Source organism: Xanthobacter autotrophicus (assembly GCF_029991245.1).
In the GTDB taxonomy this organism is placed as follows: domain Bacteria; phylum Pseudomonadota; class Alphaproteobacteria; order Rhizobiales; family Xanthobacteraceae; genus Xanthobacter; species Xanthobacter autotrophicus_C.
In genome coordinates this window covers 78,415-93,777 of sequence record NZ_JAIVFO010000002.1, presented here as the reverse complement: position 1 = coordinate 93,777, position 15,363 = coordinate 78,415, and the positions used below count along the sequence as shown (strand labels likewise).

14 protein-coding genes are annotated in these 15,363 nt (G+C 65.8%); all 14 read left to right on the top strand.

Going from position 1 to position 15,363, the window contains the following annotated elements; genetic code table 11:
* The 14 genes from K9U41_RS01150 (at nucleotide 1) to K9U41_RS01085 (ending at nucleotide 15,359) form a co-directional block, all read left to right on the top strand.
* Nucleotides 1-855, top strand: coding sequence for an ABC transporter permease (locus K9U41_RS01150; RefSeq protein ID WP_282639011.1), 855 nt, complete (start codon nucleotides 1-3; stop codon nucleotides 853-855).
* A gap of 9 nt (nucleotides 856-864) precedes the next feature.
* Nucleotides 865-1,923 carry an ABC transporter ATP-binding protein gene (locus K9U41_RS01145; protein ID WP_282639010.1) on the top strand — a complete coding sequence of 353 codons (1,059 nt, stop codon included), beginning with the start codon at nucleotides 865-867 and terminating at the stop codon, nucleotides 1,921-1,923.
* A gap of 105 nt (nucleotides 1,924-2,028) precedes the next feature.
* Nucleotides 2,029-5,439 carry a molybdopterin-dependent oxidoreductase gene (locus tag K9U41_RS01140; RefSeq protein ID WP_282639009.1) on the top strand — a complete coding sequence of 1,137 codons (3,411 nt, stop codon included), beginning with the start codon at nucleotides 2,029-2,031 and terminating at the stop codon, nucleotides 5,437-5,439.
* Nucleotides 5,440-5,507: 68 nt separating this feature from the next.
* Nucleotides 5,508-5,768: a hypothetical protein gene (locus tag K9U41_RS01135; RefSeq protein WP_282639008.1), complete on the top strand. Its 261-nt coding sequence runs from the start codon at nucleotides 5,508-5,510 to the stop codon at nucleotides 5,766-5,768.
* 247 nt (nucleotides 5,769-6,015) lie between these two features.
* On the top strand, nucleotides 6,016-7,188 hold the full coding sequence (locus K9U41_RS01130) for a PAS domain-containing protein (protein ID WP_282639007.1): 1,173 nt from the start codon (nucleotides 6,016-6,018) through the stop codon (nucleotides 7,186-7,188).
* Nucleotides 7,189-7,304: 116 nt separating this feature from the next.
* Nucleotides 7,305-7,937 (top strand): UbiX family flavin prenyltransferase, encoded by a 633-nt coding sequence (locus K9U41_RS01125; RefSeq protein WP_432715708.1) that lies wholly within the window; start codon nucleotides 7,305-7,307, stop codon nucleotides 7,935-7,937.
* Nucleotides 7,937-9,493: a UbiD family decarboxylase gene (locus tag K9U41_RS01120; protein ID WP_282639005.1), complete on the top strand. Its 1,557-nt coding sequence runs from the start codon at nucleotides 7,937-7,939 to the stop codon at nucleotides 9,491-9,493. Before K9U41_RS01125 ends, K9U41_RS01120 begins: the two co-directional genes overlap by 1 nt.
* Nucleotides 9,490-10,014 (top strand): phenolic acid decarboxylase, encoded by a 525-nt coding sequence (locus K9U41_RS01115; RefSeq protein ID WP_282639004.1) that lies wholly within the window; start codon nucleotides 9,490-9,492, stop codon nucleotides 10,012-10,014. The genes K9U41_RS01120 and K9U41_RS01115 overlap by 4 nt, the downstream gene beginning before the upstream one ends.
* A 138-nt stretch (nucleotides 10,015-10,152) precedes the next feature.
* Nucleotides 10,153-11,208, top strand: coding sequence for a hypothetical protein (locus K9U41_RS01110; protein WP_282639003.1), 1,056 nt, complete (start codon nucleotides 10,153-10,155; stop codon nucleotides 11,206-11,208).
* A gap of 628 nt (nucleotides 11,209-11,836) precedes the next feature.
* Nucleotides 11,837-12,136: a hypothetical protein gene (locus K9U41_RS01105; protein WP_282639002.1), complete on the top strand. Its 300-nt coding sequence runs from the start codon at nucleotides 11,837-11,839 to the stop codon at nucleotides 12,134-12,136.
* Nucleotides 12,136-12,564, top strand: a complete 429-nt coding sequence (locus tag K9U41_RS01100) for a PIN domain-containing protein (protein ID WP_282639001.1) — start codon at nucleotides 12,136-12,138, stop codon at nucleotides 12,562-12,564. Before K9U41_RS01105 ends, K9U41_RS01100 begins: the two co-directional genes overlap by 1 nt.
* Before the next feature lie 85 nt (nucleotides 12,565-12,649).
* The gene (locus K9U41_RS01095) at nucleotides 12,650-13,393 is read left to right on the top strand and encodes an HNH endonuclease (RefSeq protein WP_282639000.1); all 744 of its coding nucleotides are present in this window, start codon (nucleotides 12,650-12,652) and stop codon (nucleotides 13,391-13,393) included.
* Nucleotides 13,390-13,617, top strand: coding sequence for an ABC-three component system middle component 6 (locus K9U41_RS01090; RefSeq protein WP_282638999.1), 228 nt, complete (start codon nucleotides 13,390-13,392; stop codon nucleotides 13,615-13,617). The genes K9U41_RS01095 and K9U41_RS01090 overlap by 4 nt, the downstream gene beginning before the upstream one ends.
* Nucleotides 13,614-15,359 (top strand): DUF2326 domain-containing protein, encoded by a 1,746-nt coding sequence (locus K9U41_RS01085; RefSeq protein ID WP_282638998.1) that lies wholly within the window; start codon nucleotides 13,614-13,616, stop codon nucleotides 15,357-15,359. The genes K9U41_RS01090 and K9U41_RS01085 overlap by 4 nt, the downstream gene beginning before the upstream one ends.
* Nucleotides 15,360-15,363: the final 4 nt, after the last annotated feature.

Genomic DNA, 15,363 nt, shown 5'->3' with positions numbered 1-15,363 from the left:
ATGACCGGCTCGCGCTCCCCCTTCCCGCGCTCCGCCTTCCTGCGCTCCTTGTCGGACGGATCGTTCCGGCCGGTCATAGTCGGCGGCTGCGTCGCGGCCTTCGTCATGGTGCTCTCGCCGTTGGCGGCGATCATCTGGGTCAGCTTCTTCGAGAACAAGATCATCAGCTTTCCACCGACCGGCTACACCTTCGACTGGTATCGGGCCGCAGCGGCGATGCCCCAGTTCCGCGACGGCTTCTTCACCAGCCTGGAGCTAGGCGTCGTCGCGATGCTGGTGAGCCTTGTCGTCGGCGTGCCGGCGGCCCTCGTGCTGGCCCGGGGGCGCTTCCCCGGACGCGAGGCGATCCAGTCGCTGCTGCTGGCGCCGCTCATTGTGCCCGGCATCGTCGCCGGGGCGGCGCTCTATATGTTCCTGATCGAGGTGGAACTGGCGAGCGGCGTTCAGGTGGCCATGACCTTTACCGGCCTCGCCATCGCCCACAGCCTGATCGCGCTGCCCTGGACGGTTCGGCTGGTGACGGCCTCGCTGGTGGGCCTGGATCCCCAACTGAAGGAAGCCGCGCTCACCATGGGTGCGCGGGAGTTTACCGCCTTCCGGCTGGTGACATGGCCTCTCATCCGGCCCGGGGTGGTGGCGGGAGCGCTGTTCGCCTTCATCGCATCCTTCGTGGACCTCGAGAAATCGCTGTTCCTAGTGGGGCCGGGAATGACGACGCTGCCCATCGTCATCGTCAACTATCTGGAGTGGAGCATCGACCCGACCATTGCCGCGGTCGCCACCGTCCAGATCGCCATCATCTCGGCCGGCCTCGTCCTGACCGACCGCTACTTCAAGCTTGCGCGCGCATTCTGAGGAACGAAGATGTCGAGCATCCTCATCCAGGACCTCGTGAAGCGCCACGGTGCGCAGGTGACTGTCGACCACGTCTCCCTGGAGATCGGCCAGGGCGAGTTCATCGCCTTTCTCGGCCCCTCCGGCTGTGGCAAGACGACAACCCTGCGCATGATCGCGGGCCTCACCGAAGCCAGCGCCGGCTCGATCCATTTCGGCACGCGCGAGGTCACCCACCTGCCACCTTACCTGCGCGACGCCGGCCTCGTGTTCCAGGGCTATGCCCTGTTCCCGCACATGAACGTCGCGGAGAACGTCGCTTTCGGGCTTCAGATGCGCAAGGTCGACCGCGAGGAGGTGCGGCGCAGGGTGGACGAGGCGCTGTCCCTCGTGAAGCTCGCACACCTCGCCGGACGCCTGCCGAAAGAGCTCTCCGGCGGCCAGCAGCAGCGGGTCGCGCTGGCGCGGGCCATCGTCTACAAGCCCGAGGTGCTGCTGCTCGACGAGCCGCTCTCCGCTCTCGACGCGAAACTGCGCACCGAGGTCCGCACCGAATTGCGGCGGCTGCAATCCGCGCTCGGGCTCACCACCATCTTCGTCACTCACGACCAGGACGAGGCGCTCAGCGTCGCTGACCGCATCGTGGTGATGTCGGCGGGGCGGGTGGAGCAGGTCGGTACCCCGCGCGAGATCTACCAGCGGCCGGCGACGCGCTTTGTGGCCGAATTCATCGGTCTCACCAACCTGTTCCCTGGCGGGCTCGACGGCCCGGGCCGGTTCCGGTGCGAGAGCGGCGAGTGCTTCGCGACCGGGAACACGGACGCGCCGCCGAACGCATCGGTGCTGGCCATCCGCCCCGAGCATGTCCGCCTGCTGCGGGGTGACTCCGTGCCTGGTGGCGCCTGCGCCCTGGCGGCGACTGTCGAGGACGTGATCTATCGCGGCGCCCTGACCGAGTTCGTCGTGCGCACCCCTTCGGGCGCCAAGCTCGCCGCGCATCTGCAGAATGCTGGTCTAAGCCGCGACGACCTGCGGCCGGGAGACCGGGTTGTCGCCTCCTGGCCGGCGGATGCGCCCATGCTGTTCTGAGCCTTGAACCCGCGCCGCCGCAGGCGCCCGAACCCTTCGATCGATGGAGCGGCCGTTCCGACGGCCGCAGAACCCGCGCGCCCTGCGACGCGCGAAAGACGGACCATGGCTGAACGACACCAAGGCTATTGCACCCTCTGCCGCTCGCGCTGCGGCTCCATCACGCTGGTGGAGAACGGGCGGATGGTCGGTGTCGAGCCGCGCCCAGACCATCCCACCGGCGGGGCGCTGTGCGCCAAGGGCCGTGCCGCGCCGGAGCTCGTGCACAGCCCCAACCGCCTCACCACGCCGCTGCGCCGCATCGGGCCGAAGGGCGAGGGCGCGCGCTGGGAGGAGATCGGCTGGCAGAAAATCAGTTGGGACGAGGCGTTGGACGAGATCGCAGGCCGCCTCGTCGCCATCCGGGACGAATCCGGCGCGGAGGCGGTGGCTTTCGCCGCCACCACCTTCAGCGGCTCGCCCATCGTCGATAGCTACGAATGGGTCGAGCGCTTCGTGCGCTGCTTCGGCAGCCCGAACCTCATCTATGCCATCGAGGTGTGCGGCTGGCACAAGGACTACGCCCACGCGCTCACCTTCGGGCGCGGGCTCGGCGTGCCGGACTACGATCATGCCGATGTGATCGTCCTGTGGGGGCACAATCCGGCGCGGACCTGGCTGGCGCAGGCGAGCCGGGTTGCGGAGGCCCGCCGGCGTGGCGCCAAGGTGGTGGTGATCGATCCCAAGCCGGATGGCTCGGGCCAGCAGGCGGACCTGTGGCTGCGGATGCGGCCGGGCGCCGACGCGGCCCTCGCCATGGGCGCGATCCATCATCTGATCGCAACCCGGCGCTTTGCCGACGACTTCGTGCGACGCTGGACCAATGCGCCGATGCTGGTGGATGCGCACACCGGTCAACTGGTGCGCGCCGATGCAGTGGGCGTGGGTGGAGCGGAGTGCTTCCTTGTGCTCGATGCAGCCGGCGAGCTACGGCCCTGCAACACGAACCGCGCGCCAGGACAGGCCGCGGGCGTTTGGCTGGACGGACAGGCGCGCCTGACCGACTTGGATGGCCGCGTGATCGAGGCGGAGACCGTCTTCCGCCGCCTCGCCGAGCGCGCCCGGCAATATCCGCTGTCCCGCGTCTGCGAGTTGACGGGGCTCGGCCCGGCGGAGGTCGAGGCCTTCTACGCGCTGCTGGAAGGCGCCCCGCGCGCCGCCTATTACACCTGGACCGGCGTCGGCCAGCACACCAACGCCACCCAGACCGAGCGCGCCATCGCCACCCTGTTCGCCCTCGTCGGCTCCTGCGACCGGGAGGGCGGCAACATCTGGACCGTCCCGCCGCCGGCCAACGCGCTGAACGACCTCTCCCTGCTGCCGCCCGGACAGAAAGAGAAGGCGCTCGGCCTTGCCGAGCTTCCGCTGGGCCCGCCTGCTCACGGCTGGATCACCGCCCGCGACTTCGCCCGCGCCGCCGTCGATGGCTTGCCCTACAAGGTGCGCGCGTTGATGAGCTTCGGCACCAATTTCGCGGTGTCGCAGGCCGACACGGCGCGCAATCTCGCGGCGCTGGATGCGCTCGAGTTCCACGTCCACGCGGACATGTTCATGAACCCCACGGCCGCGCGTGCGGACATCGTGCTTCCGGTGAACATGCCCTGGGAGCGCGACGCCCTGCGCATCGGCTTCGAGATCACCCAGGCGGCGGTGGAGACGATCCAGTTCCGCCGGAAGGTCCTCGAACCCCTGGGGCAGAGCCGGGCGGACCATGAGATCGTGATGGCTTTGGCGACGCGCCTCGGGATGGCAGCCGAGTTCTTCGGCGGCGACATCGAGGCTGGCTGGAACTACCAGTTGGCGCCCCTCGGCCTCACCGTCGAAGACCTGCGCGGCCCGCCGGGCGGGGTGCGCGTGCCGCAGCCTTTCGCCCATGCGAAGTTCGCTACGCAGGAGGCTGATGGTACCGTGCGCGGCTTCGACACCCCGACCCGCCGGGTGGAGCTCTACAGCGAGCGCCTGCTGGAGCACGGCCACGACCCGCTGCCCGATTTCGTGCCGCCCTATGCCGACGAGGACAAGGCGCTGCCGCTCATCCTCACCACCGCCAAGAGCGGCTGGTTCGTCCACACCTCCCATCGGCATGTGGCTTCCCTGCGCCGCAAGGCGCCGGATCCTGCGGTCGAGATCAGCCCGGACCTCGCCGCCGCCCGCGGCCTTGCGGCCGGGGACTGGGCCGAGGTGCGCACGCGGGATGGGGTCGCGCGCCTTCGGGTGCGCATCAACCCGGCGCTGGATGCGGCGACCGTCGTCGCCGAGTTCGGCTGGTGGGAGGCCTGCACCCCGCTCGGCCGCATCGCCACCGGAACCCATGGGTCGGACACCGCAAACATCAACGCCGCCCTGAGCGATGCCGTCCGCGATCCGGTCAGCGGCTCGGTGCCGCTCAGGGCGGTGCGCTGTCAGATCATGCCGCTGCCCGAGGCCAATCGCGGCCGGTGGCAGGGTGAGCGCCGCTTCATCGTCGCCGCCGCCCATGCGGCGGATGCGCAGACCCGCGCCCTGACGCTGGTGCCAGAGGACGGCGACGCGTTGCCGGACTTCCTGCCCGGTCAGCATGTGGTGGTCCGCCTGCAGCTGGGCGGTCCGGCGCGGGCCTATTCCTTGACCGGGCCGCCCGCCGCGCCCCGGGGCTTCTCCATCGCCGTGCGGCGCAATCCGGCTTGTGCGGATGGCGAGGAAGCCGGCTTTCTCTCTCACCGCATCCAGGAGCTTGAGGCCGGCGACGCGCTGCTGCTGGAGCCGCCCGCCGGCGTGTTCACACTTCCCCTCGACGGGGACCGACCGCTTCTCCTGATCGCCAACGGCATCGGCATCACCCCGTTCGTGTCCTATCTGGAGGCGCTGGCGGCACAGCCCGCGGCACGCGCAGGCGAGGTGCTTCTCCTTCACGGCTGCCGCGGCCGTGCCGATCATCCCCTCGCCGACCGTGTGGACGTCCTTGCGCCACGCATTCCCGGCTTGCGCCGGATCACCGCCTATTCCCGTCCCGACGCGGAGGACTGGGCGGCTCGCAGCTTCGAGGTGCACGGCCGCGTCGACATCGACGCGCTGCGCGCCACCGGCGCACTCCCGGATGCCCCCGACGGCCGTCCGCTCGCCTATATCTGCGGCTCGCCAGCCTTCATCTCTGACATGCGGGAAGGACTGGTGCGATGGGGGGTGCCGCGCTTCGACATCTTCACAGAGGCCTTCCATGTCCCCGCCGAGGTGCCGCCTGAGCTGGCGCCACGCACGGTCACGCTGGCCGGTTCGGGCCAGTCCTTCGCGTGGACACCCGGTGGCGGCTCCATCCTCGACGCAGCGCTTGCGGCGGGGATCGCCCTGCGCAGCGGGTGCCGGGTGGGGCAGTGCGAAAGCTGTGCGGTCACAGTGGTCGAAGGCCGCTTTGCCCATCTCGTGCCGGTGGAGGGGGAGCCAGGCACCTGCCTCGCCTGCCAGGCGGTGCCGCTCACCGATCTGACGATCGCGCCATGACAGGGCCGGCGTCGCGCGCTACCCCAAAAGAGCGCCTCCTCCGTCGTACAATCGAAAGGACAATGGCCATGGACGATCAGATCTCATCCCGCCGCGCCCTCCTGCGCCTCGCCACGCTGGCTGCCGGCGGCGCCATGGTGGCGGCCTCCGCCCAGGGCGCACAAGCCTATCAGGGCAACATGGAGCGCGCCATCGGCGAACTGGAGACCGCCCTGCGCTCGCTGCGCGAGGCGACGCCCGACAAGGGCGGCCACCGGGAGCGGGTGATCGCGCTCATCCAGGAGGCCATGGGCGAGGTTCAGGCCGGCATCGACTATGCCGCCCGGTAGTTCGGCGACTGAGGGCGGCGGCAATCCGCGCGCGGTCAACCCGCGCCCCGCGCGCCGGTATAGAAGCTCATCGATACAAGAGTGACTGAGCCAGCTCATGGCGGACAATCCATGAGACATTTGTCCTGGTTGAAAGAACAGAGTGGGTCAGGGCCGAGCCATTTCTACGTATCCCGGCCCGGCGCGCATGCGTTGAATACAAGCGGATTCTCTGGCATCTTCCGGCTACTTTCGGGGCTAGCCCAGCGTGAAAGACACGGAGCGCGAACTCGCCGACTGCGTCGGCGCCATCTATCAGGCCGGCGCCGGGGACGGCAGTTGGCTTGACGTCGGCGAGCGCATCTGCCGGATCATGGATGCCCGGCGCGCTTTGCTGAATCTCGGGGGGCCGGGCGGGCCGCGCAACCTCCTGATGCCCGCCGACGGCAGCGAGAGCGCCTATTCGGCCTATTTCCACGCCAGCGACCCCTATGCCGCCAAGGCCCGCTACGACTTTGCGACGGCACGCAAATACCACCTCGGGAACGCGAAGCTCGGCGCCGAGCTGGTCGCCGAGACCGACTTCCTGCACAGCGAGTTCTATTCTGATTTCGCCCGGCATCACGAGCGCCGCCACGTGATCGGCGGCATGGCGGGCATCACCGAGGCCACCCCGGTTCTGGTGTTCCGCGGCGACGACGCCGGCGCATTCGACGAAACCCATGTCCGCCTGCTCAAGACCCTGATGCCGCACGTCCAGCGCGCCATCGAGCTGCGCGCGCGGCTGGGGCGGGACGACGAGGCGGTCGCCCTGACCCGGGCCGCCCTGGACGCGCTTCCCGTGGGCGTGAGCGTCGTCGATGCGGGACTGAAGATCCGCTTCATCAACGATCTCGCCCGCAGGTACCTGGCCGGACCCGATTCCGGCCTGTTCTCCCTGCGCTCGGGCCCCTATGCCGGCAGTGGCGTCTACCTCGCCGCCATGTCCCGGGAAGAGGCCGGCGTGCTCCGCCGGCTCGTCGCCTCCGCCACATCGGGGGGCCCCGGAGGCGCAATGCGCGTGACCTCGCGGAACGGTGCGGTCGTGGCGCTGATGGTCGCCCCGGCGCCGCTGGGCCTTGCCAATGACGTGAGCGGGCGGGACGGAGGCGATGCCAGGGACCCTCTTGCCCTCATCATCCTGCGCCCGCTCAATCGCAAGGCGGTGCCGCAGGCGGACATGCTGTGCGAGATGTTCGGCTTCAGCCGGGCAGAGGCGGAGGTGGCCCTCGCGCTCAGCGGCGGCGCCAGCGCCGAGGACGTGGCGCGCGGACGCGGGGTTTCGCTCATGACCGTCCGCAGCCAGATCCGCTCGATCCTGGGCAAGTCGGAAGCGGAGAATTTGCGCGACTTCGAGCGCACCATGGCGACCCTCGGGGCGCTCGTGCCACAGCTGCGCTAAAGGGTGTTCGGCCGGCCCGCTGGTCGTTTCGCGTCCCGCATAGACAGTTCTGACGATGAGGCGCCGGGTCCGGCTGGCTAGGCTGCGTTTCATCGAACCGGGACCGGATGCGCGCCATGCAACAGCACGTCACCCCTGCACCACGCCGGCGCATGATCGTCGGGATCAGCGGCGCCACCGGGGTCATCTACGGGCTGCGCATCCTGGAGGTGCTGCGGCGCCTCGACATCGAGACGCATCTCGTCATGTCGAAGCCGGGTGAGCGCACCCTCGCCCACGAAACCGAGCTGAAGGTGCGCGACGTCCGCGCCATGGCGGACTTCAGCTATGGCGACGCCGACATCGGCGCCGCCATCGCCTCCGGTTCGTTCCGTACCATGGGCATGATCGTCGCGCCCTGTTCGGTGAGGAGCCTGTCCGCCATCGCCACCGGTAACACCAACGGCCTGCTCACCCGCGCGGCCGACGTCTGCCTGAAGGAGCGGCGCCGCGTGGTCCTCATGTTCCGCGAGACGCCCCTGCATGCCGGGCACATCCGCGCCATGGCGCAGGCCACCGAGAGCGGCGCCATCGTGTTCCCGCCGGTGCCGGCCTTCTACGACCGGCCCGCCTCGTTGGACGAGATGGTGAACCACACCGTCGGGCGCGTGCTCGATCTGTACGACCTCGACGCAGGCCTGTTCAATCGATGGGGCGGCCAGCCGGAAGCAGTTCCTCCGGCCGACGCGCGCGCCAGGGGAGACGCCTGATGCCCCTCACCGACCTGCGCCTTTATATCGAGGCTCTGCGCGCCCTCGGGGAAATCCAGGAGATCGACGCGCCGGTCTCCCTCGACCTGGAGCTCGGCGCCATCATCCGGCGCTGCATCGAGACCGGGGCGCCGGCGCCCCTGTTCAACGTTCTCTCCGACCACCCCGGTCGCTTCCGCATCCTTGGTGCTCCGGGCGGCACCAGCGCGCAGCCCGGCATGGAGCTCGTGCGCGTTGCCGTCGCGCTGGAGCTGCCGCCGACCACCGGCGGCCTTGCGATCGCCGAGGCCATCGCCGCGAGCCTCGACAGGCCGGCCATCGACCCGGTGGTCGTGGACGATGCGCCGGTGTTCGAGAACACCGTCACGGGCGATGCGGTGGATCTCGCCGCGCTCCCCGTGCCGCTGTTGCACTATGGGGACGGCGGTCGCTATCTGAACACCTTCGGCTGCATCGTCGCCCGCACGCCGGATGGAACCTGGACCAACTGGTCCATTGCCCGGATGATGGTGGTCGACGGCAAGCGCCTCTCGGGGGTCGTGGCGCCGGAGCAGCACCTCGGCATGGTGGCGAAGGCCTGGGCGGATCTGGGCAAGCCGATGCCGTTCGCGCTGGCGCTCGGGGTCGAGCCTGCCATTCCCTTCATCTGCGGCATGCCGCTGCCCGCCCACGTCGACGAGGCGGGGCGCCTCGGCGCGCTGCTGGGGCGCGCCATCAGGACCGTACAGTGCAGGACGGTCGATCTTGAAGCTCCCGCCAGCGCAGAGATCCTGATCGAAGGGCACCTCCATCTTGACGAATTGGTGGAGGAAGGCCCCATGGGCGAGTTCGCCGGCTACATCCCTCTCGATACGCAGGCGCGCCGGCCCACTTACCGGGTCTCCGCCATCAGCCATCGCGACAACGCGATCCTGCCGGTCGTCGTCGCCGGCGAGCCGGTGGAAGAGAACCACACCGCCTGGGGCCTGCCGAGCTCGGCCCAGCTCCTCCACGAACTGCGTAAGGCCGGCATCCCGGCCACCACGGCCTGGATCCCGCTGCAGTCGGCGCTGCACTGGCTGGTGGTCACCGTTCCGCGTGACTGGCGCCGCCGCAGCGGCGTCGGCGAGAGCGAGGCGCTCTGCCGGCGCATCGGGGAGACGGTCTTCGCGAGCAAGGCGGGGGCGGTGATCCCCAAGGTGATCGTGCTGAATGACGACGTGGATCCGACCGACTTGAAGGAGCTGGTCTGGGCCTTCGCCACGCGCTGCCATCCCTTGCTCGGCCATGTTGTGTTCGACGACATCGAGGGAGCGCCGATGCTGGCCTATCTGCGCAGGAGCGAGAAGGTCTCGGGCCATACCGGCAAGATCGTCTACAACTGCCTTGCCCCGGACGAATGGGGCGAAGCCCTGCCGATGCGGGCATCGTTCCGCCACGGCTATCCGGCGGACATCGTCGACCGCGTGCGTCGGCGCTGGAGCGAGTACGGGTTCAAGTCAGCGTCGCCCATCCACCCCACGTCAACAGCCGGCGGTCCGGGCATCACCCCGGCGCCGGAGAGAGGAAAACCATGACCGACGCATTCGAATCCACCCATCCGGCGGAGATCGCCGCCTTCGTGGGCAAGCACATCATCTATACTTATGCCAATGGCTGGCAGTATGAGATGTACTTCAAGAACGACCGCACCATCGACTACCGCGTCCATGGCGGCATGGTCGGCGGGCGCTGGGTGAAGGGCCAGGAGGTCCACATCGTCCGCCTTGCCGACGGCGTGTACAAGGTCTCCTGGCACGAGCCGACGGGCACCTGCGTGAGCGTCGCCTACAATCTCAATGAGAACCGCGCCCACGGCGCCACCTTCTTCCCCCGCTGGATCGAGCAGGAACCGAAGAAGATCATCGGCTTCCAGAACGAGAAGATCGACCTGATGCGCCAGTATCGCGACGCGGGGCCGACCTATCCGACCCTTCTCGTCGACGAGTTTGCCGATATCACCTTCGTGGAGGATTGCGGCCGGGACGACGAAAGCGTCATCGCCTGCGCGCCGGAGGATCTGCCTCCGGGCTATGCTACACGCCGCAACGTGGGCTGACGGGCGGCCGATGGCCGGACGCGATATGGAGGTTCGAGAGTGGTTGTCTGCGACCTTAATCGTCGTCAAGTCGCGATGCTCGGCGTAGCCTTGGCCGCGACATGGCGCGCTCCGGCGGAAGCACAGACGAGATCCCCAATGCTCTATCCGGGCGAGGAGTTGACCGAGGCGGCCGGCTATCCGGCTCTGGTACGGTTCGAACCGGGGCGACCGGAGCTTCCCGTCGTGGTGTTCGTCACAGGAGGAGGGGTGCTCGGCCGCATCGCCTACGGACCGCCCGGGGGAAGAGCCGCCGATTTCCTTTGTCATTGGCTGCATGAGGAAGGATTTCCGTCGCTGGTCCTGTCCTATCCCATCGACAACAGGGGTGTGTTCGACACCCCATCCCCGCAGTTTTCGGTCACCGACTGGGCGGAGCAGAGCGCCGAGATCATCGCCCGTTACGTGGACCGGAACGGCCTGCGAGCGAATGCCATCGTGCTCGGCTGGAGCATGGCGGGGCGGATTGCGGAGCCGCTTCATGCTGCGCTGCGCGGCAGGGGGAAGGGCATCGAACTTTTCGTCGCGATGGCGGCCGCAACGGCGCTCCCCAATACCCTGCCCGGTCTCGACCACCTGAAGCCAGCCGCAAGCGGCCTCGCCTCGATCAGGGGCGCCTACCTCGACTGGCTGCTCCAATGCCTCGCGGATCAGAACGCGGCTGCCGGCCACGTGGTGCTCGATGCCGACGAATTCACCCGCGGGATGACGGGCGATTTCCCGGTCGGGCTGGCGGCATCGGCCATGCGCTACAGAGACGGAGCTTTCGTTTCCGACCGGGCCGGAGACGCGCGTGAGGTCGGCACCGCGCAGTATCGCGCCTTTCCGCCGCTTGCCTTGATGACGCACGCCTCTGCGATCGACGCCCGGCACGCTCTCACGGACCGCTCCACATGGGGCGTCTACATCACCCAGCAGCTTTGCGAAGGTCTCGTTTTCTCGCAAGCGGACAAGCTCGCCGCGCTTCCCTCCGAGAAATGGGCGTTGCTGGTCGAGCATGTCGGGCACGCCGCCCAGCGGCTGAGCGCGACGCTGCCAGGCAACCACATGTTCTTCCTTGGAGAGAATGGTGCGAGGAGAACCGCGCAGACGTTGAAGCTGCTCAGGCAAACCGCTGCAGACGTTGCAGGTGAGATCTCACTTCTTATGGACTGAAAAATCGCTCATTCAGTCCTCTCCCATTGCGCGAGCGGCAATGTGACGTTGCCCTGACGTTGCCCCTCTTGCCAGACATGAGGACCAGAGCATAAAGCGCAGCCGCTTTTCGGAAGAGTAGATCATCGGGATACCAACATCGCACCCAACAGAGTGGCTCGGCTGGGGTGACATGCAGCGATACGGGGTGGGAAAAATAATCCTTGTCAATCAGAGGGATCGTGCGATTTCTGGCACGGAGCGAGATGGTCTGAAACGACCTTGAATCACTCCCACTCAATTGTTTAAACAGCATGTAACTGATTGAAATCACTTGGGAATTTATTATTAACGCGCGAAAATTCCGACGCTAAGGCCGTCAAAAAGTTACGCTGTTGATTTTAAAGGGAAAATCGCCAAAAAAATATTTTTGAGGTTTCGCCAACTATCGGCAGCCGTCGCCGAATTTTTTGGCCATCGCGACCGGAGTCTGTTTCTCCGACCAACTGAAAAGTACCGTCAGCGCGTCCATAGCAGAGTCTGACTGCCATCGCTAGTTACCAGCAATACCGCTGTATGGCGGGGGCCATGCCCACCTTGCGGAAATCGCTTTTCTGGCTATATTACTGGAAATCAGTAGGAGGTCACGATGGGCAGCTCCCAGAAACGCGCGATCCAGAATTACCGATCTCGCCTCAGCGAGCGCGGTTTGGCGCGTTTCGAGGTGCTTGGCCGCGACGCTGATCGCGATCTCATCCGGTCGTTGGCGCGTCGTCTGGCGGAGGATGGTCCGGAGGCATCTCGGCTGCGTGCGGCCGTCAGTCAGACTATCGCCGGAGAACCACCCAAGAGAGGCGGAATCCTAGCGGCGCTTCGCCGCTCCCCCATGGTAGGCGCGGACCTCGACCTCACTCGTGCGCGCGAGGAAGGTCGCAAGGTCGATCTTTGATGCGATACCTGCTCGACACAAATATCCTCAGCAATGTCACCAAGCCTGCGCCCTCGGAAGCGCTGCTCACTTGGATGAGCAGCCAAGCCGACACAGATCTGTTTATCGCTTCACTGACGGTAGCTGAAATCCGTCGTGGCGTTCTTGAAAAACCCGCAGGCAAGAAGCGCGATCAGCTTGAGGCATGGTTCTCCGGGCCTGAAGGGCCACAGGCCCTCTTTGCAGGCCGCATCCTTTCATTCGACGAAAAGGCCAGCCTGGTATGGGCGCGTCTGATGGCCGACGGAAAGGCGAAAGGTCGCCCTCGCAGTGGTCTCGACGCCATCATCGCCTCGGTCGCCGAAGCGAATGAATGCGTTGTCGTCACCGACAACGAGAAAGATTTTGAGGGAATCGAGATCGTCAATCCGTTGCGGGGCGCAGCATGAAGTCGGCGATGTCGAGAGCGCGTCACCACCATAGCCCAAAGCCGACCGGCTCGACCTCCGGTCGTCGGCAGATTGGGCGATAATTATGGGCGCAACCTACCCGACCAGAATCATCTTGGCGTTCCGCAGCGGCGGCATGTGCGCCTATCCGAAATGCGGCAAGCACCTCACGTATGAAGCAAAGGTCGGTGCCGACACTTACGTTGGCGAAGCCGCCCACATCCGAGGCGAGAAGCCCACCGCCGCGCGCTACGACGCGACGATGACCGACGAGGAGCGCGATAACGTCCGCAACCTCATCTATATGTGTACCGACCACCACACCATCATCGACAAGGTCGACAAGGACTGGCCTGTGGGCACTCTTCAAACCTTGAAGGAGGTGCATGAGAGTCAGGTGCGCGAGGCGATGGAGGTGGCGTTCGCTGACGTCGCATTTCCCGAGCTGGAGCGTTCCATCTCATGGGTGACCACGCAGCCGCCCGCCGTAAACGGGTCGTTTGACCTCGTCCCGCCGGATGAAAAGATCAAAAAGAACGCGCTCACGAACGGCGCCCGCCACATCATCGCGGCGGGCATGACCGCAAGATCGACCGTGTCGGCGTATGTCGAAGCCGAGGCGCATTTGGACTCCGACTTCCCCGAGCGCCTGAAGGCCGGATTTCTTGAGGAATACTATGCGCTGCGTAAGCAAGGTCACAAAGGAGACGAACTGTTTGAGCTGATGTGCTCGTTCGCGCAGCGGGGGCTCCGCAACCAGGCCGACCGGACAGCCGGGCTCGCCGTTCTGATCTACCTGTTCGAAATTTGCGACGTGTTTGAAAAATGATCCTACCGACCAAACACATCCCGCAAAACGAGGCGCTGATTGGTGTCGGTGCCACCGTGCTCAAACACCTCAACGCTCCATTGACGGTTTCCAGCCTTTGGGAGCGTCTTCGGTCCGAGCCAAACGTCGGCACGTTCGAAAGATTCGTGCTCGCCGCTAACCTCCTCTACCTCATCGGCGCCCTTGAGATCAAAGACGGCCTGCTGGTCAGGACCGCATCATGATCCACTCGGTTAAGGCCAATCGCCGCGGATTTCGGGAGGTCCAGTTCACACCGGGCGTCAATCTCATTCTCGCCGACCGCTCAACGACAGCCGGTGAGAAGGACACGACGAACGCGCTGGGCAAGTCGACGCTCATCGACATCATCGACTTTTGCCTGGGCAGCAACACCGCGCCTGGAAAAGGCCTCCGCATTGAGGCCCTTCAAGGCTGGGCTTTCACTCTCGAACTGGACGTAGGCGGATGCCGTATTGCCGTAACCCGCGCGACGGACACGCCCGGCTTTTTCGCGATCGAAGGTACGACGGACGGATGGCCGATTCAGCCCACCCCCAACAAGGAGGGCACCCCGGGTCTCGACCTGAAGCGTTGGCGAGCGGTTCTTGCGTGGGCAATGTTTGGTCTCAGCGAGGCGGCGGCAGAGCGTGGGTACAAACCATCAGCCCGCTCGCTGCTATCCTATTTCAACCGGAATCAGCCGGCGGCCTACATCACGCCATTCAAGTATTTTGATAATCAAAAGACATGGGACATCCAGGTTCACAACGCCTTCCTTCTCGGCCTGGACTGGGAAAAGGCGGCAACCTGGCAAAAGCTCAAGGATCAGAAGAATGCGATCGAGGCGCTCAGGCAAGCCATAAAGACAGGCGCCGTAGACGGTGAGTTGGCGACCCTTGGTGAACTGGAAGCCGAACGCCTGCGGCTTTCGACTCAGCTCGAACGAGAGCGGGCCGCGCTTTCCAATTTCCAAGTCTTGCCTCAGTACCGCGACATCGAAGCCCAGGCGAACGCGCTTACCGCTGAGATCCACGCCCTCGTGAATACGAACATCACGGACAAGCGCAGGTTGGAGCGCTACCGCGATACCGTGGTGGCCGAGGACTCCCCGACCGACGACCGGCTTGAAGCATTGTACCGAGAGGCCGGCATCGCGCTCCCCGGCGCAGTCATCAAGACACTCACCGATGCGCGCGCCTTCAACGAGAAGATCGTGGTCAACCGCCGTGAGTTCATCGCTAGCGAGGTGGCCTCGCTGGAAGCCGGCATCGTGCAGCGCGACACGCAGATCGCCGCTCTCACCGACCGGCGCGCGAACTACCTCAACGTGCTTGCCGGGCAAGGTGCGCTTGAAGAACTCACCCAGCTTCAGGAACTCCACGCAGCTACACGGCTCAAGGTGGACGAGCTCACCAACAGAATCACTCAGTTGCGCCAGATGACGTCGCGCGCTGACACGATCAAGATAGAGACAGTCGAGCTGAAGCGCGCCACCGGCATAGATTATGAGGAACGTCGCGCGCTCTGGTCCCAAGCGCTGAGCCTTTTCTCAGACTTCTCTGAGCATCTGTACAAGACGCCAGGCCGTTTGGTGATCGATATCGACGACACCGGCTACAAGTTCGACGTGGAGATTGCCGGAAGCCCGAGCGAAGGCATCAGCAAAATGAAAATATTTTGCTACGATCTAATGCTGATCTCGTTCGCGCGCCAACGCAGTCTAGGCATAGATTTCTTGATACATGACAGTACGATCTTCGACGGTGTCGATCCCCGGCAACGAGCCCACGCCCTAGAACTCGCTGCTGCGATGTCAGCTCAATACAATTTCCAATACATCTGCACGCTGAATACAGACATGGTTCCCGTCAGCGATTTCTCCACCGGGTTCGATTTCGAAAGCCTGGTGCGTCTCCGCCTAACCGATACCGATCCCAGGGGCAGCCTTCTCGGCTTCCGATATTAACGAG